We start from the raw sequence: 15,167 nt of genomic DNA, 5'->3' as shown, positions 1-15,167 counted from the left end.
GGACATCCGCCGATCACTAAATTGTTCGCGAGAGCTTCGAAAGTTCGAGCACAACGGAATCCGGCTCGACAATGCTGGCGTGTTTTACCAGATCGAATCTCCACCGACCAAGCGCTTTATCGATCTCCCGCTGGTAATCCCGGCCTTTGTGAAGAAAAAAACGCAAATCGGCATTCCGCTCCGCCCATGGCAGTCCGAAATCCATCAACAGGTCGAGGTCGGCAAGCGCGCGGGCAGATATGGCATCACAATGTGCAATCACCGCCGGAGCGTCCTCGATGCGAATCGCATGGACGGATGCGCGGGCGCCGGTTTCCAGAATGGCAGTGCGCAGGAACGCTGCCTTCTTGTTGTTGCTCTCGACAAGATGAACCCAACCATCCCCTGAGCCTGCGAGCAGAATGCCGGTAACGATCCCCGGAAAGCCCCCGCCACTCCCAAGGTCGACCCAGGTTCGGGGGCCTGGGCAAAGCGAATAGATTTGCACGCTATCGACAATATGGCGGCGCCACACCTCCGAAAGCGTGGAGGGTGCAACCAGATTGATGGCCTTCGCCCATTTCTGGAAAAGCGCAACAAAGGCGTTCAGCCTGTCTACAGTTTCACGTGAAACATTCAGACCATTCAGTTCCGACGGCAGACGGTTCATGGGTGTGCAACTCGCTGGACCGGTGCAGGGAGGCGTTTAAGATAGGCGAGCAAAAGGGTAAGCCCTGCAGGCGTCATACCGTCAACACGTGCGGCCTGAGCGAGATTCGAAGGCTTCGCCACCGCCAGCTTCTGCCGCAGTTCGATGGAAAGGCCAGGCAAAGTGCTGAAATCGAAATCGTCCGGAATTATCCGTCCTTCCTCGCGTCGCGCCTCCGCAATGTCTGTTTCCTGACGGTTCATATAGACGGCATAGGCTGCTTCAATCTCGATGGCGTCCCGAATGCGCGGCGAAAAGCGCCCGAGCTCAGGCCACACCGCAGCAAGCCGCGCGTAATCGATATCGGAATAGGCGAGTAGCTCATAGGCATTGCGACGCACCCCATCCTGATTGATCCTCAAGCCATGACCCGCCGCCTCATTCGGTGACAGTTTAAGATTGTGAAGCTGTGCCCGGGCCAATCCCATACCCTCGGACCATTGGCTAAAGCGTAGCTCCCGCTTGGTGCCTACGATGCCCAGACTCACACCAACCGGAGTCAGCCGGACATCCGCGTTATCGGCGCGCAGAGAAAGACGATATTCTGCGCGCGAGGTGAACATGCGGTAGGGCTCCGTCACACCACGGGAGGTGAGATCGTCGAGCATGACGCCGATATAACTTTCGGTTCGGCTAAAGACGTGCCCCTCTGCACCCGAAGCGCGTCGCGCAGCGTTCAAGCCGGCGACAAGCCCCTGTGCCGCGGCTTCTTCATAACCGGTCGTGCCGTTGATTTGACCAGCCAGAAAAAGGCCAGGCTGCCGTTTGACTTCCAGCGTGGCCGACAATTCGCGAGGGTCTACGTGATCATATTCAATCGCATAACCGGGTTGCAGGATTGTAACCCGCTCCAGGCCCGGGATTGTGCGAATGAACGCATCCTGCACGTCGGCAGGAAGGGATGTAGAAATGCCATTGGGATAGACGGTGTCGTCGTCGAGACCTTCGGGTTCCAGGAAAATCTGGTGGCCGTCGCGTTCGCCGAACTTGACGATCTTGTCTTCGATCGACGGGCAGTAACGGGGACCGACGCCTTCGATCTGGCCGGAATACATGGCGGATTTGCCGATGTTCTCCTCGATAATGCGGTGAGTTGCTGGCGTCGTTCTCGTCACGCCGCATTCGATCTGCGGCGTAGTAATGCGATCCGTCATGAAGGAGAACGGCACAGGATCTTCGTCCGCGGCCTGGCGCCCTACGGCATTCCAATCAATGGTGCGGCCATCGAGCCGGGCCGGCGTGCCGGTCTTCAGGCGCGCCAACTTGAATCCGAAACGTTCAAACGTCGCAGAGAGTCCAAGTGACGGCTCTTCGCCCACGCGACCGGCCGGAATCTTTTCGTTGCCGATATGAATAAGGCCCCGCAAGAACGTGCCGGTGGTGATAACAATCGCGCCACAGTCAAGGCGGCGGCCGTCCTTCATCACAACGGCATCAATCGTGCCGTCCTTAATTTCAAGATCGAAGGCATCACCTTCGATCACGTCCAGGCCAGATATCGCCGCGATTTCGGCTTGCATAGCCTCGCGGTAGAGCTTTCGATCGGCTTGGGTTCGAGGACCGCGTACTGCCGGGCCTTTGCGGCGGTTCAGCAAGCGAAACTGGATGCCGGCACGGTCTGCCACCCGCCCCATCAGGCCGTCCAAGGCATCCACTTCGCGAACAAGGTGGCCTTTCCCGAGACCACCGATCGCCGGATTACAGGACATGACGCCAATCGTCGCCGCCTTGTGTGTGAGCAAAGCCGTCTTGGCGCCGGCGCGGGCAGCCGCTGCGGCGGCTTCCACGCCGGCATGGCCGCCGCCGACCACGACAACATCATAATTCTTTATCATCGTCATGTTGGACCTACCTGTTTCACGTGAAACGCTCAAAGCGACTCGTGTACGTTGTGCTGTTTCACGTGAATCATTTGCCTATACAAAATTCTGAGAAAATGACGTCGAGTAGATTTTCTACATCGACACGTCCAGTTACGCGACCGAGAGCTTGTCCTGCCAAGCGAAGATACTCTGCTTGCACGTCCAAGCCAGATCCTCCGGCACCTAATGCGAGCTGTACCTGCTCCCGAGCCATAGTGAGGTTTAGAGCATGCCTCTGTCGAGTTGGAAGCGCTAGGGCGCCGCCGGCCTCGAGATTTGGCAGATGCAGGCCGAGGAGATCGAGCAGTTCCGGTATGCCTTCACCTGTCCGTACGGAGATAATAACATCGGCATCAGATTTTGGCCAAGAAGCATCTCGCGAGTCAGCCTTTGTCTGGACGCGGATAATAGGTGCGTCATAGCCTTGAACAAATTCATGCCAATCCGGTTTGTGCGCCGCAGACAGTAAAAGGACCAGATGGGCTTCGGCCATCGAGAGCTGCGTGCGGCGAATGCCTTCTCGCTCAACAATATCGTCGGTCTCTCGCAGGCCGGCCGTATCGTAGAGCCGTACGGCAAAGCCTGCAAGATCGAGATCGACGTGCAGGACGTCACGCGTGGTTCCCGGGACGTCAGTGACAATGGCGACGTCGCGTTTTGCCAAGTAGTTCAGCAGACTCGACTTCCCGGCATTGGGGGCGCCGACGATGACGACTTTCAGTCCGTCTCGCACGATTTCTCCGGTACGTGCTTCGGCGAGATGGTTAAAGATTTCTTGATCGAGTTTCTGCATGTCGTGCCAGATTTGGCTTGCGACAGAGCCGGGGACATCGTCCTCGTCTGCGAAATCCAGTTCGGCTTCGATCATCGCGCGGGCATGCGTCAAACGTTTCGCCCACGAATCGTACAGTCTGGAGAGGCCACCTGAAGCCTGTTCCGCCGCGAGACGACGTTGCATTTCGGTTTCGGCGGCGATCAGGTCGGCGAGGCCCTCGACCTCGACCAGGTCCATGCGGCCGTTCAAGAACGCACGGCGGGAGAATTCGCCGGCTTCTGCGGCGCGCAAACCTTCCATGCCTTCCAGCGCGGCCAGAACGGCTTTTACGGTCGCGCGTCCGCCATGAATCTGGACCTCGCCGCAATCTTCTCCCGTAAAAGAACTTGGTGCTGGGAAAAACAGTATGAGGCCATCATCGAGTTTTTCGCCGTTGCGGTTCCGAATCGATTGTAGCGATGCCCGCCGCTCGGGCGGAATACGCCCACAGAGAGACTGGATTGCCTGGCCGCTCGCGGGACCGCTGAGGCGAATCACGGCGACACCGGAGGGCAAGCCGCCGCTCGACAGTGCGAAGATCGTATCGGAGGTGTTCATATGTTCAACATTCCGGGTACGAATCGATTCTTCTGTTTCGGTAAAGAATCGATTTTCTCTCGTGAAACGAAAATGGTCCCGTCTTGCAACGGGACCATGCGGTTAAGCGAAAATGAAGACCGAATTAGGTGTTCATCGAGTCGAAGAAATCGCCGTTGCTCTTCGTCTGCTTCAGCTTGTCGATCAGGAACTCGATCGCATCCGTGGTGCCCATCGGAGACAGGATGCGGCGGAGAACGAAAATCTTCTGGAGGTCCTGGCGTGGAACCAGCAGGTCTTCCTTGCGGGTGCCGGACTTGAGGATGTCCATTGCCGGGAAGATGCGCTTGTCGGCGACCTTGCGGTCCAGCACGATTTCTGAGTTGCCGGTGCCCTTGAACTCTTCGAAGATGACTTCGTCCATGCGGCTGCCGGTGTCGATCAGCGCCGTGGCGATGATGGTCAGCGAGCCGCCTTCTTCGATGTTACGGGCGGCACCGAAGAAGCGCTTCGGGCGCTGCAGCGCATTGGCGTCGACACCGCCGGTCAGGACCTTGCCGGAGGACGGTACGACCGTGTTGTAGGCGCGGCCGAGGCGGGTGATCGAATCGAGCAGGATGACGACGTCGCGGCCGTGTTCGACAAGGCGCTTTGCCTTTTCGATGACCATTTCGGCGACCTGGACGTGGCGCGTCGCGGGCTCGTCGAAGGTCGAGGAGACGACCTCGCCCTTCACCGAGCGCTGCATGTCTGTCACTTCTTCCGGCCGCTCGTCGATGAGCAGCACGATGAGATAACATTCCGGATGGTTCGCCGTGATGGAATGGGCGATATTCTGCAGGAGAACCGTCTTACCCGTGCGCGGCGGCGCGACGATCAGGCCGCGCTGGCCTTTGCCGAGCGGTGCCACGAGATCGATGACGCGCGGCGACAGGTCCTTCGAGGTCGGGATTTCGAGTTCCATCTTGAAACGCTCGTTCGGATAGAGCGGCGTCAGGTTGTCGAAATGGACCTTGTGGCGGATCTTTTCCGGATCGTCGAAATTGATCGTGTTGACCTTGAGGAGCGCGAAATAACGTTCGCCTTCCTTGGGGCCGCGGATCGGGCCTTCGACCGTATCGCCGGTCTTCAATGAGAAGCGGCGGATCTGGGAGGGCGAGATGTAGATATCGTCCGGGCCCGGCAGGTAGTTCGCATTGGCGGAGCGCAGGAAGCCAAAACCGTCTTGCAGCACTTCCACGACGCCTTCGCCGATGATTTCGACCTCTTGCTCGGCCAGCATCTTCAGGATGGCAAACATGAGTTCCTGTTTGCGCATCGTGCTCGCGTTTTCGACCTCAAGCGATTCGGCAAAGGCGAGGAGATCGGTCGGAGTCTTGTTCTTGAGGTCTTGTAGCTTCATTTCGGCCATGAATGGTCCATGCTGGTGGTCGTCGGGATGGGAAAAGGCGTGCGGGTCAAGGACGAACTGCGCGGGGTCCGGTGCAGTCCACTGAACGAAGTCACATGCCACGAGAGATGAGATGCGCGGAAAATAGCTGTTCCGGTCGATGCTCGCAAGGGGGCTTGGGAATTTCGTCGGTTTTGTTGCGGACGGCCTCAGAACGGTTTGACGACGACCAGCACGACGATGAGGATCATCAGGAGCGCCGGCGCCTCGTTCCAGAACCGCCACTGCCGGCCGGTCTTGGTGTTGCGGTCTTCGGCGAAAGCTTTTACGGCGCAGCCGTAATATTGGTGGACGCCGGTCAGGAGCACGACGAAGGCGAGCTTGGCATGCAGCCATCCGCCCTGGAAACCGTAAACCGACCAGGCGAGATAGAGGCCGAGCAGCCAGGCAAGGCCCATCGCGGGCTGCATGATGACCCGGTAGAGCCGACGTTCCATCACCTTGAAGGTTTCCGACTGGGCGGAACCGACGGGTGCATCGGTGTGGTAGACGAAGAGGCGCGGTAGGTAGAGCAGGCCCGACATCCAGGAGATGACGGCGATGATGTGCAGCGCCTTGATCCACAGGTAGAGGTCATCCGGCGGATAGGCAATCAGGACGCCCGCCAGCAGGGCGAAAAGCGTGAGCGCGACGGCGGCGCGCAGCCGCGCGCGGCGCCCCGCACTTTCGCCCGTCTGCTTCTCGCTCACCGGGCTTCTCCACGCACCCGTGCCACGAGGCGGGCAACGTTTTCGGGATCCGCCTGCGGCGTGATGCCATGGCCGAGATTGAAGATCAGCGGGCCGTTGCCGAGGGCTTGCAGGATGGCGTCGATGCCGTCGTCGAGCGCCGCACCGCCTGCAACGACCCGCATCGGATCGAGATTGCCCTGGATAGGACCGTCCTTCTGCAACTCCGCGGCGACGGAAAGCGGCACCGACCAGTCGAGGCCGATGGCATCCGCGCCGGTCTGCTGCCGGTAGGATTTCAGGAGCAGGCCTGCTCCCTTGGCAAAGGCGATGATCTTGGCCTGTGGGCGGCGGGCTTTGACCGATGCGATGATCCGCTGCACCGGGCGCACGGCGAAATCGGCGAATTCCCGCTCACCGAGAACGCCGGCCCAGGAATCGAAGATCTGCACCGCATCGGCGCCGGCATCGATCTGGGCGACCAGGTAATCAGCCGAGAGTTCCGCAAGCACGTCGAGCAGGCGTGCGAAGGCGCGCGGCTCGCGATAGGCGAAAAGCCGAGCCGGCGCTTGATCGGGCGTGCCATGACCGGCGATCATGTAGGTCGCAACGGTCCAGGGGGCGCCGCAGAAGCCGAGCAGCGCCGTTTCCTCGGGGAGGGTCCGGCGGATGCGAGAGACCGCGTCCATGACCGGTTGCAGGTGATTTGCGACAGTGTCGCCCTTCAGGGCCAGGATGCCGTCGACGTCGATCGGATCGAGCCGCGGGCCATGGCCCTCTTCGAAGCGCACGTTGCGCTTCAGCGCATCCGGAATGACGAGAATATCGGAAAACAGGATCGCCGCATCGAAGCCGTAACGCCGGATCGGCTGGAGGGTCACCTCCGTTGCCAGCTCCGGCGAATAACAGAGATCGAGGAAACTCCCTGCTCGTGCGCGCACTTCCCGATATTCCGGCAGGTAACGCCCGGCCTGGCGCATCAGCCACAGGGGAGGGGGGGAGACCGTCTTGCCATTCAGCACATCGACGATCTTCCGGCTTTTCACTGACACCGCAGGGCTCTCCCAATAAAGAAATAATCTCTTTTAAGAAGGTTTCTATTTCTTAGAGTCGGTGACTATCAAGGATTAAATCCTCTCCACAGGAAGCCGGCTTGCGCACACAGGCATCGGAAAAGTCCGTGGCTGTGTGATGTTTTCGGCCACAAAACGGGGAAAACCGGATTCCATCCATGGAATCAAAACGATCCGGCGGCGCTCAAAAAAGCCTTCCTGTGGATGAGTTGTGGAGAAGCGCGACACTTTGCCCGTCGGTGAGTCTTATCCACATGGCTGCCCGATCCCTCTCCCGCTTTGCGCCATTTGTGGATAAATCGGCACTTGTCCTCTTGCCTCGGGACCCCTCCCGTTCTTAGCTCGTGGCTGTCCCGGTTCATCAACAGGGGGCGGAGGATATTGTGGAAAGCACCAAAAACTACTTCCATCTCCACCTGATTTCGGACTCGACGGGCGAGACACTCATTGCGGCGGGCCGCGCCGTGGCGGCGCAGTTCCAGTCCTCGCAGGCGCTGGAACATGTCTATCCGCTGATCCGCAACCGCAAGCAGCTGATGCCCGTGCTCGATGCCATCGACGGCGCGCCGGGCATCGTGCTCTACACGATCGTCGACCGGGACCTGTCGCAGATCATCGACCAGCGCTGCCGGGAGATGGGCGTGCCCTGCGTCTCCGTGCTCGAACCGGTGATCGATCTGTTCCAGTCCTATCTCGGTGCGCCGTCGCGCCGCCGGGTGGGCGCGCAGCATGTGATGGATGCCGATTATTTCGCGCGCATCGATGCACTGAATTTCACGATGGACCATGATGACGGGCAATTGCCCGCCGATCTGGACGAGGCGGACGTCATTCTCGTCGGTATCAGCCGGACGTCGAAGACGCCGACGAGCATCTATCTCGCCAACCGCGGCATCAAGACGGCGAATGTGCCGATCGTGCTCGGCGTGCCGCTGCCCGACCGGCTTTCGAGCGCGACGAAGCCGTTGATCGTCGGCCTGATCGCCACGACGGACCGGATTTCTCAGGTGCGGCAGAACCGGGTGCTCGGCCAGGCACAGGGCTTTCGCGGCGAGGATTATGTCGACCGGGCACAGATTTCCGAAGAGCTGAAATTTGCCCGCGCGCTCTGCACGCGCCACAACTGGCCGATCATCGATGTCACGCGCCGCTCGATCGAGGAAACAGCGGCGGCCATCGTTGCTCTTCGGCCCAAGCTCCGCTAACGCGAGGCGCATAATGGAGATCTCTCGATGACGCCGCTGATCCTCGCCTCGCAAAGTCCCTTCCGGCGCATGCTGATGGAGAATGCCGGACTGGCCTTCGAAACGCGGGCCGCCGAGATCGACGAGCGCGCGGTGGAAGCTGCACTCGCGGTGCGCAATCCCACGCCGCCCCAGGTCGCCGAGGCGCTGGCGATCGAAAAAGCGCAGGATGTGGCGCGCCGCTGTCCGGGCTCGCTCGTCATCGGTTCGGACCAGACGCTTTCGCTCGATGGCCGGGTGTTTCACAAGCCGGCGGACATGGCCGAGGCAAAGTCGCATCTGACGGCGATGTCCAGACGCACCCATGCGCTGAACTGTGGCATCGCGCTGGTGCGGAACGGTCAAACCCTCTGGAGCCATGTCTCCATCGCGCATCTCACGATGCGTCCGCTGTCCGCATCTTTCATCGATCGTCATCTTGCGCGGGTCGGCGAGCGGGTGCTGGCGAGCGTCGGCGCCTATCAGCTCGAAGGGGAGGGCGTGCAGCTGTTTGAGCGGATCGACGGCGATTATTTCACCATTCTCGGCCTGCCGCTGCTTCCGTTGCTGGCTAAACTTCGCGAACTCGGTGCCATCGATGCATGATTCACGTGAAACATTCGGCCGCCAGGCCTTCGTTACCGGCTATCCGGTCAAACATTCGCGCTCGCCGCTGATCCATGGCTATTGGCTGGAAACGCTGGGTTTGACGGGTTCCTACACGCGGCAGGAAGTGAAGCCTGAGGATTTTGCCGGCTTCCTATCCCGGTTGAAAAGCGGTGAATCCGGCTTCGCCGGCGGTAACGTCACCATCCCGCACAAGGAGCTGGCGTTTCGCCTGGCCGACAAGCCGGATGCGCTGAGCGAGGAACTCGGCGCCTCGAACACGCTCTGGCTGGAGGAGGGCGTGCTTCATGCCACCAACACGGACGGCTTTGGTTTCCTCGCAAATCTCGATGCGACAGCGCCGGGTTGGGACGGGACGGACCGGGCCGTCATTCTGGGAGCCGGCGGCGCCAGCCGGGCGATCATCCAGGCGGTGCGTGACCGGGGTGTCGGGGAAATCCATGTGGTGAACCGCACCGTCGAGCGCGCTGAGGAGCTGGCCGCCCGTTTCGGGCCGAAGGTGCACGCCCATGCCATGCCGGCCTTGGCCGAAGTCTCGAAGGGTGCCGGGCTCTTCGTCAACACGACCTCGCTCGGCATGGACGGCGAGGCGGCGCCGGATTTCGATTTCTCGCCGCTGGCGGGCGGGGCGGTGGTGACGGATATCGTCTATGTGCCCCTGATCACGCCGATCCTTCGGCAGGCGGCGGAGCAGGGTTTTGCCACGGTGGATGGTCTCGGCATGCTGCTGCACCAGGCGGCCCCCGGCTTTGAAAAATGGTTCGGCACGCGGCCGGTCGTCGATGCGGCGCTGCGCCAACTGATCCTCGCCGACATGGAGACGCATGCATGATCGTGCTCGGCCTCACAGGATCGATCGGCACGGGCAAGTCGACGACCGCGGCGATGTTCCATGATTTCGGCGTGCCGGTGCACGATGCGGATGCGACGGTGCACGATCTCTATCGAAGCGAGGCCGTCGCCCCCGTCGCCGCGCATTTTCCGGAGGCGCTGAAGGATGGCGTCATCGACCGCAAGGCGCTCTCTACGGTTCTGGCGCAATCGCCAGAACGGTTCCGCGAGCTGGAAGCGATCATCCATCCGCTGGTCCGGGCACGGGAAAAGGCCTTTCTCGATGCCGAGCGGCAGAAGGGCTCGGCGCTCGTCCTGCTCGATATTCCGCTGCTCTACGAGACGGGCGGCGAGGCGCGTGTCGACAAGGTCGTTGTGGTGACCTGCGATCCGGAGACCCAGCGCCAGCGCGTGCTCGCCCGCCCCGGCATGACGGAGGAAAAATTTGCGCTCATCCTGTCGCGGCAGATGCCGGATGCGGAAAAGCGCCGGCGCGCCGATTTCCTTATCCATACGGACGAGGGGCTTGAAGCGGCGCGCAAACAGGTGGAAGAGGTAATCAACACCTTGAAGGGACGACGGGACTGATGCGCGAGATCATCTTCGATACGGAAACGACCGGCCTCGACAGCAAGCTCGACCGCGTCATCGAAATCGGCGGCGTCGAGCTGGAAAACCATTTCCCGACCGGCAAGACCCTGCACCTCTATATCAATCCCGGCGACCGCAAGGTCCATCCCGATGCGCTCGCGGTGCACGGCATCACGGACGAATCGCTGAAGGACAAGCCCGTCTTCGCCGACGTGGTGGAGGCGATCCTGGACTTCTTCGGCGAGGCCCGCTGGGTGGCGCACAATGCCAACTTCGACATGGGCTTCATCAATGCCGAGCTCGACCGGCTCGGCCGGCCGCCGATCCTGCAGGAGCGGGTGACGGACACGCTGGCGCTGGCGCGCCGGAAACACCCGATGGGGCCGAACTCGCTCGATGCGCTCTGCCGGCGCTACGGCATCGACAATTCGCACCGCACGCGCCACGGCGCGCTGCTCGACTCCGAACTGCTCGCCGAAGTCTATATCGAGATGATCGGCGGCCGGCAGGCGGCCCTTGGCCTCGGTTCGGCGGAAAGCGGCCGCAAGACGCTGGTCGAGACGGAAGACGAGGTCATCCAGCCGCTCGGCGTGCGGCCGAAGCCGCTGGCGCCGCGGCTGACCGAGGAAGAGCGTGCCGCCCATGCGGCCATGGTCGCCACGATGCGCGACAAGGCGATCTGGGCGAAATACGAAGCCTGACGCCAAGCGAATCAAAAGAATCTCGGCAAAGAAAAACCCCCGGCCACTGGTAGCCGGGGGTTTTTCCTTTGAAGTCGATGGGGCCTTAGTTGGCCTGAACCTTCGCCTTGACCTGTTCTTCGGCCATGCGCTGGGTGAACATCTGCGCAAAATCGATCGGGTCGATCATCAGCGGCGGGAAGCCGCCGTTGCGGGTGGCGTCGGAGATGATCTGGCGGGCGAAGGGGAAGAGCAGGCGCGGGCACTCGATGAAGAGCACCGGCAGCATGTGTTCCTGCGGGAAGCCGGTGACGCGGAAGACGCCGCCATAGGCGAGCTCGGCATTGAACAGCATCTTGTCGCCGTCCTTGGCCTCTGCGTTCAGCGAGAGGATGACGTCGAAGTCCGTTTCCGACATCGGGTTGGCATTGACGTTGACGCTGATATTGATCGCCGGGGCCTTGTCACGGGCCTGGAGCGACCGTGGTGCACCGGGGTTTTCGAAGGAGAAGTCCTTCACATACTGCGCCAGGATGTTGAGCGAGGGGCTCGCGGCGTTGTTCTCGGTTGCTGCGTCGGTCATGGAAAGATCCTCGGGGACTCTGGAAAGTCAGGCCATCTAGCATTTCGGCCCCGGCCTTACAACCCTGGGCCTTCCGGCCCGCCACCCTTTGCCCTCAGGGCCGGTCGTCGCGCTGGAAGTCGGTTTCGTCGAGTTCGATCGTGCGCTGCGGGCCGGTTTTCGGCCGGTTGCCTTGCCCGTTATCTGGCCGCGCGCCGCCGATATCGACCACGACGACGTTGCGCATCAGCCGGTTCCAGAGAAAGGTGCGCACCGGCGGCAGAAACAGCGCGAGGCCGACGACATCGGTGAGGAAGCCGGGGATCAAAAGCAGGATGCCGGCAACGACGATCATCGCACCGTCGAGCAGCTCCTTACCGGGCGCGCGGCCGGTCTGTGCCGATTGCCGCAGCCGGGTCAGCACCCCGAAGCCCTGGATGCGCATCAGCACGATGCCGACGACGGCCGACAGCACGACCAGCGACAGGGTGGAAAAAAGCCCGATCCGCCGCCCGACCAGAATGAAACAGGCGATCTCCGCGAGCGGCAGCAGAAGAATGAAGAAAGGAATAAGAAGTCTCAGCATGCCCCGTAATCTCGCACAGATTCGCGCGTGCCGATACTGGCGGCACGGTTTCGGCCGCTTTCACGTCATCGCCATTTGAATGATCGGTCTTTGCGGACTATATGGGGAAGGAACAAGAAAAACCAAAACGGCTGCGGATCGATAATGGGCTCATTCGACTTTGTAACGATTTTCTTCCTGGTGGCTGCGGTTGTCATCTTCCTGCAGCTGCGCAGCGTGCTCGGCCGGCGTACCGGCAGCGAGCGCCCGCCGTTCGATCCGTACTCCAAGCGCGAGACCGTAAGCGAGGCTGATTCGGCCGATCGCGGCAAGGTGGTCACGCTGCCGCGGCGCGATGGCTCGGACGAAGAGGAAAATCCCTACGCCTCCGTCGATGGCTTTGCCGCCCCCGGCACGCCCCTCAACGAGCAGCTGCGCTCGGTGGTCAAGGTCGATCCTTCCTTCAACCCGAAGGAATTCGTCAATGGCGCCCGCATGGCCTATGAGATGATCGTCGTCGCCTTTGCCGATGGCGACCGCAAGGCGCTGAAGAACCTGTTGTCGCGCGAAGTCTACGAGGGCTTCGACGCCGCCATCTCCGAACGCGAGAGCAAGGGCGAGGTCGTGCGCTCCAGCTTCGTCGGCATCGAGAAGGCCGATATCGTCAGCGCCGAGGTCAAGGACAGCGAAGTCAACGTGACGCTGCGCATCATCAGCCAGCTGATTTCCGCCACCTATGACAAATCGGGGGCGCTGGTCGAAGGCGATGCGGAGACGGTGGCCGAGGTCAACGACCTCTGGACCTTCGCCCGCGATATCCGCTCGCGCGACCCGAACTGGAAGCTGATCGCCACCGAATCGGAAGGCTGAGCGGGGCCAAGCCATGGAGTATCGCCTGGTTCCGGCCCGGTTTTCGGCGCTTCCCGGCTGGGACGAGGACGACCCGACGCCGCTGATGGCGGCGATGGACCGCTGTCGCGACCACGTCCGCACCGTAAAGCCCTACAAGACAGGCTCGCTCGGCATCACCGCCGGCGAGCTTTTGGTGTTGCTGGATGCGGCAGCAGACGAAAAACCGCAAGGCCCGGCGGCGGTGCGCGCTTTCTTCGAGGCGCATTGCGTGCCGTTCCTCATCGAGAAGGCGGATGGCTCCCCCGGTTTCGTCACGGCCTTCTACGAGCCGGAAGTGGCGGTGCGCGCCGCGCCGGATGCGGAGTTTCGCTATCCCTTCTATGCCCGGCCGGACGACCTGGTCGATATCGACGACGCCAATCGCCCGGCCGGTTTCGCGCCGGGTTTTGCATTTGGGCTGCAAAAGGCTGGAGAGATTGTCGAGCATCCGGATCGCGGCGAGATCGAGCGGGGCTACCTCGCCGGCCGCGGGCTGGAAATCGCCTATGCGCGCTCCAAGGTGGATGTGTTCTTCGCCCATGTGCAAGGTGCTGCCCGTCTCGTCTATCCGGACGGTGCGATGAAGCGCGTCACCTATGCGGGCAAATCGGGCCATCCTTTCTCGCCGATCGGCAAGCTCCTGATCGATCGCGGCGAAATCGACGCCGCCACCGTCTCCATGGCCTCGATCCGCGACTGGCTGGCGCGGCATGAGGATCAGGTGGACGAGGTGCTCTGGCACAACCGCTCCTTCATCTTCTTCAAGGAAGCGGCTGTCGAGGATCCTTCGCTCGGGCCGATCGCCGCCGCCAAGGTGCCGCTCGTTGCCGGCCGGTCGCTGGCGGTCGATCGGCTGATCCACACCTTCGGCCTGCCCTTCTTCCTGTCGAGCGACAGCCTCACCCACATGGATAGCTGCAAACCCTTCCGGCGGCTGATGCTGGCGCTTGATACCGGCACCGCGATTGTCGGCCCGGCGCGGGGCGACATTTTTACCGGTTCGGGGGATGCGGCGGGGGCGCTGGCGGGCCATGTCCGCAATGCCGCGACCTTCCACATCCTCATCCCCAGGGCGGCGGCGGAGAGATACCTCCATGCCGAAGGATAAGGCGCTCTCCAGCGAAGACCGCATCCTCTGGGGCAAGGTGGCGCGCAGCACGCGGGCAATGCCCGGCAAGCTCGATGCCTTGACGGAGTTCGAGGCCGCCTTTGTCGAAAAGCCCGAGGCGCAGAAGCCGCCGGAGCCGGAACCGAAGAAGAAGCCCGGCAAGGCGGCCGACGGCATCGTGCTCACCCCGTCGCGCGACAGGGAGGTCCGGCACCATCCGATGGAGCGCCCGGTCAAGCGCAAGATCGCCAAGGGGCACCTGGCGCTCGAAGCGCGCATCGACCTGCACGGCATGATCCAGAGCGAGGCGCACGGCTTCCTGCTCGGCTTCCTCATCAAGGCGCATGAGCGGGGCCTGCGCCATGTGTTGGTCATCACCGGCAAGGGCACCTCGCTCGGCAGCGACGGTGCCTTGAAGCGGGCGGTGCCGCTGTGGTTCTCGCTGCCGGAGTTTCGCCCGCTGATCTCCTCCTACGAGCCGGCGGCCCGCAACCATGGCGGCGAGGGCGCGCTCTATGTGCGGCTTGCCCGTCATCCGGGGGAGAAACGATGACGACACCCTTCGGCAAGGCCGTGCGGCACCTGCGCGACCGCAAGGGCGTCTCGCAGAAGGAGATGGCGCTGGCGCTCGGCGTCAGTCCGGCCTATCTTTCGGCGCTGGAGCACGGACGGCGCGGAACGCCCAGCTTCGATTTCCTCCAGCGCGTCGCCGGTTATTTCAACGTGATCTGGGACGAGGCGGAAGAACTTTTCCGCATTGCGCAGATTTCCGACCCGCGCGTCGTGGTCGATACGGCCGGCCTGCCGCCGGAATATACGGCCTTTGCCAACCGGCTTTCGGCCGAAATCGGCAGCCTGCCGCCCGAGACGGTGCGTCGCCTCGCCGGCATTCTCGAAAAAGCATGCAATTCCCGGGCAAAACCCCGTTGATCCCCTGAATTCTGCCGTGTTTACCCCCTCTCTGATTTGGAACTTCAGGGCAAAATCCCTATATTCG

The 15,167-nt window shown here is 61.9% G+C and carries 17 protein-coding genes; 9 read left to right on the top strand and 8 right to left on the bottom strand.

Features of this window, described 5'->3' with window-relative positions; genetic code table 11:
• Positions 1 to 16: 16 nt before the first annotated feature.
• The 6 genes from rsmG to hemE all read right to left on the bottom strand — a co-directional run bounded on the left by rsmG (position 17) and on the right by hemE (position 7,071).
• Positions 17 to 649, bottom strand: coding sequence for a 16S rRNA (guanine(527)-N(7))-methyltransferase RsmG (gene rsmG, locus J2Y63_RS29065; RefSeq protein ID WP_435268970.1), 633 nt, complete (start codon positions 647 to 649; stop codon positions 17 to 19).
• Positions 646 to 2,520: a tRNA uridine-5-carboxymethylaminomethyl(34) synthesis enzyme MnmG gene (mnmG, locus tag J2Y63_RS29060; protein WP_435269000.1), complete on the bottom strand. Its 1,875-nt coding sequence runs from the start codon at positions 2,518 to 2,520 to the stop codon at positions 646 to 648. Before mnmG ends, rsmG begins: the two co-directional genes overlap by 4 nt.
• Before the next feature lie 76 nt (positions 2,521 to 2,596).
• A complete protein-coding gene (gene mnmE, locus J2Y63_RS29055; protein WP_435268969.1) occupies positions 2,597 to 3,922 on the bottom strand; it encodes a tRNA uridine-5-carboxymethylaminomethyl(34) synthesis GTPase MnmE in 1,326 nt (441 codons plus the stop codon).
• Between the two features lie 124 nt (positions 3,923 to 4,046).
• Complete coding sequence (rho, locus tag J2Y63_RS29050) at positions 4,047 to 5,312, bottom strand: transcription termination factor Rho (RefSeq protein ID WP_256120463.1); 1,266 nt, start codon at positions 5,310 to 5,312, stop codon at positions 4,047 to 4,049.
• Positions 5,313 to 5,500: 188 nt separating this feature from the next.
• A complete protein-coding gene (gene hemJ / locus J2Y63_RS29045; RefSeq protein ID WP_435268968.1) occupies positions 5,501 to 6,040 on the bottom strand; it encodes a protoporphyrinogen oxidase HemJ in 540 nt (179 codons plus the stop codon).
• Entirely contained in the window at positions 6,037 to 7,071 is a 1,035-nt protein-coding gene (hemE, locus tag J2Y63_RS29040) for a uroporphyrinogen decarboxylase (RefSeq protein WP_435268967.1), read from the bottom strand. The genes hemJ and hemE overlap by 4 nt, the downstream gene beginning before the upstream one ends.
• Positions 7,072 to 7,475: 404 nt before the next feature.
• On the opposite strand from hemE, the gene J2Y63_RS29035 reads away from it, so the two are divergent.
• From J2Y63_RS29035 to dnaQ, 5 genes are read left to right on the top strand one after another with little or no spacing between them, the layout of a single operon-like run.
• Positions 7,476 to 8,297 (top strand): pyruvate, water dikinase regulatory protein, encoded by an 822-nt coding sequence (locus J2Y63_RS29035; RefSeq protein ID WP_256120460.1) that lies wholly within the window; start codon positions 7,476 to 7,478, stop codon positions 8,295 to 8,297.
• 27 nt (positions 8,298 to 8,324) lie between these two features.
• Positions 8,325 to 8,921: a Maf-like protein gene (locus J2Y63_RS29030; protein ID WP_435268966.1), complete on the top strand. Its 597-nt coding sequence runs from the start codon at positions 8,325 to 8,327 to the stop codon at positions 8,919 to 8,921.
• Positions 8,914 to 9,774, top strand: a complete 861-nt coding sequence (locus J2Y63_RS29025; RefSeq protein WP_435268965.1) for a shikimate dehydrogenase — start codon at positions 8,914 to 8,916, stop codon at positions 9,772 to 9,774. Before J2Y63_RS29030 ends, J2Y63_RS29025 begins: the two co-directional genes overlap by 8 nt.
• Complete coding sequence (coaE, locus tag J2Y63_RS29020) at positions 9,771 to 10,361, top strand: dephospho-CoA kinase (RefSeq protein WP_435268964.1); 591 nt, start codon at positions 9,771 to 9,773, stop codon at positions 10,359 to 10,361. Before J2Y63_RS29025 ends, coaE begins: the two co-directional genes overlap by 4 nt.
• Positions 10,361 to 11,065 carry a DNA polymerase III subunit epsilon gene (dnaQ, locus tag J2Y63_RS29015; protein ID WP_435268963.1) on the top strand — a complete coding sequence of 235 codons (705 nt, stop codon included), beginning with the start codon at positions 10,361 to 10,363 and terminating at the stop codon, positions 11,063 to 11,065. The genes coaE and dnaQ overlap by 1 nt, the downstream gene beginning before the upstream one ends.
• Positions 11,066 to 11,150: 85 nt before the next feature.
• On the opposite strand, the gene secB is transcribed toward dnaQ, so the two are convergent.
• Together secB and J2Y63_RS29005 are read right to left on the bottom strand one after the other, a co-directional pair.
• Positions 11,151 to 11,627, bottom strand: coding sequence for a protein-export chaperone SecB (secB, locus tag J2Y63_RS29010; RefSeq protein WP_256120455.1), 477 nt, complete (start codon positions 11,625 to 11,627; stop codon positions 11,151 to 11,153).
• A 94-nt stretch (positions 11,628 to 11,721) separates the two neighbouring features.
• Positions 11,722 to 12,192: an FxsA family protein gene (locus tag J2Y63_RS29005; protein ID WP_435268962.1), complete on the bottom strand. Its 471-nt coding sequence runs from the start codon at positions 12,190 to 12,192 to the stop codon at positions 11,722 to 11,724.
• Positions 12,193 to 12,336: 144 nt separating this feature from the next.
• Here J2Y63_RS29005 and J2Y63_RS29000 point away from each other — a divergent pair, with 144 nt between their 5' ends.
• The 4 genes from J2Y63_RS29000 to J2Y63_RS28985 are packed head-to-tail and all read left to right on the top strand — an operon-like array spanning position 12,337 to position 15,100.
• Positions 12,337 to 13,041, top strand: coding sequence for a Tim44/TimA family putative adaptor protein (locus J2Y63_RS29000; RefSeq protein ID WP_256120453.1), 705 nt, complete (start codon positions 12,337 to 12,339; stop codon positions 13,039 to 13,041).
• Positions 13,042 to 13,054: 13 nt separating this feature from the next.
• Positions 13,055 to 14,170 (top strand): murein transglycosylase A, encoded by a 1,116-nt coding sequence (mltA, locus tag J2Y63_RS28995; RefSeq protein ID WP_435268961.1) that lies wholly within the window; start codon positions 13,055 to 13,057, stop codon positions 14,168 to 14,170.
• Positions 14,157 to 14,723 (top strand): Smr/MutS family protein, encoded by a 567-nt coding sequence (locus J2Y63_RS28990; protein ID WP_435268960.1) that lies wholly within the window; start codon positions 14,157 to 14,159, stop codon positions 14,721 to 14,723. The genes mltA and J2Y63_RS28990 overlap by 14 nt, the downstream gene beginning before the upstream one ends.
• Positions 14,720 to 15,100, top strand: coding sequence for a helix-turn-helix domain-containing protein (locus J2Y63_RS28985; RefSeq protein WP_256120450.1), 381 nt, complete (start codon positions 14,720 to 14,722; stop codon positions 15,098 to 15,100). Before J2Y63_RS28990 ends, J2Y63_RS28985 begins: the two co-directional genes overlap by 4 nt.
• The last annotated feature ends 67 nt before the right edge of the window (positions 15,101 to 15,167 follow it).

Origin of the sequence: Shinella sp. BE166 (genome assembly GCF_051201095.1) — a bacterium.
Taxonomy (GTDB): Bacteria; Pseudomonadota; Alphaproteobacteria; order Rhizobiales; family Rhizobiaceae; genus Shinella; species Shinella lacus.
The sequence above is the reverse complement of the archived record's forward strand: the minus strand, read 5'-3'. Positions and strand labels throughout refer to the sequence as shown.

Excerpts from the sequence above, each read along its gene's own strand:
- J2Y63_RS28985 (WP_256120450.1), top strand. The coding sequence starts at position 14,720 with ATGACGACACCCTTCGGCAAGGCCGTGCGGCACCTGCGCGACCGCAAG.
- mltA (WP_435268961.1), top strand. The coding sequence starts at position 13,055 with ATGGAGTATCGCCTGGTTCCGGCCCGGTTTTCGGCGCTTCCCGGCTGG.
- dnaQ (WP_435268963.1), top strand. The coding sequence starts at position 10,361 with ATGCGCGAGATCATCTTCGATACGGAAACGACCGGCCTCGACAGCAAG.
- J2Y63_RS29030 (WP_435268966.1), top strand. The coding sequence starts at position 8,325 with ATGACGCCGCTGATCCTCGCCTCGCAAAGTCCCTTCCGGCGCATGCTG.
- J2Y63_RS29005 (WP_435268962.1), bottom strand. The coding sequence starts at position 12,192 with ATGCTGAGACTTCTTATTCCTTTCTTCATTCTTCTGCTGCCGCTCGCG.
- coaE (WP_435268964.1), top strand. The coding sequence starts at position 9,771 with ATGATCGTGCTCGGCCTCACAGGATCGATCGGCACGGGCAAGTCGACG.
- secB (WP_256120455.1), bottom strand. The coding sequence starts at position 11,627 with ATGACCGACGCAGCAACCGAGAACAACGCCGCGAGCCCCTCGCTCAAC.
- J2Y63_RS29025 (WP_435268965.1), top strand. The coding sequence starts at position 8,914 with ATGCATGATTCACGTGAAACATTCGGCCGCCAGGCCTTCGTTACCGGC.
- rho (WP_256120463.1), bottom strand. The coding sequence starts at position 5,312 with ATGGCCGAAATGAAGCTACAAGACCTCAAGAACAAGACTCCGACCGAT.
- J2Y63_RS28990 (WP_435268960.1), top strand. The coding sequence starts at position 14,157 with ATGCCGAAGGATAAGGCGCTCTCCAGCGAAGACCGCATCCTCTGGGGC.
- mnmE (WP_435268969.1), bottom strand. The coding sequence starts at position 3,922 with ATGAACACCTCCGATACGATCTTCGCACTGTCGAGCGGCGGCTTGCCC.
- J2Y63_RS29000 (WP_256120453.1), top strand. The coding sequence starts at position 12,337 with ATGGGCTCATTCGACTTTGTAACGATTTTCTTCCTGGTGGCTGCGGTT.
- rsmG (WP_435268970.1), bottom strand. The coding sequence starts at position 649 with ATGAACCGTCTGCCGTCGGAACTGAATGGTCTGAATGTTTCACGTGAA.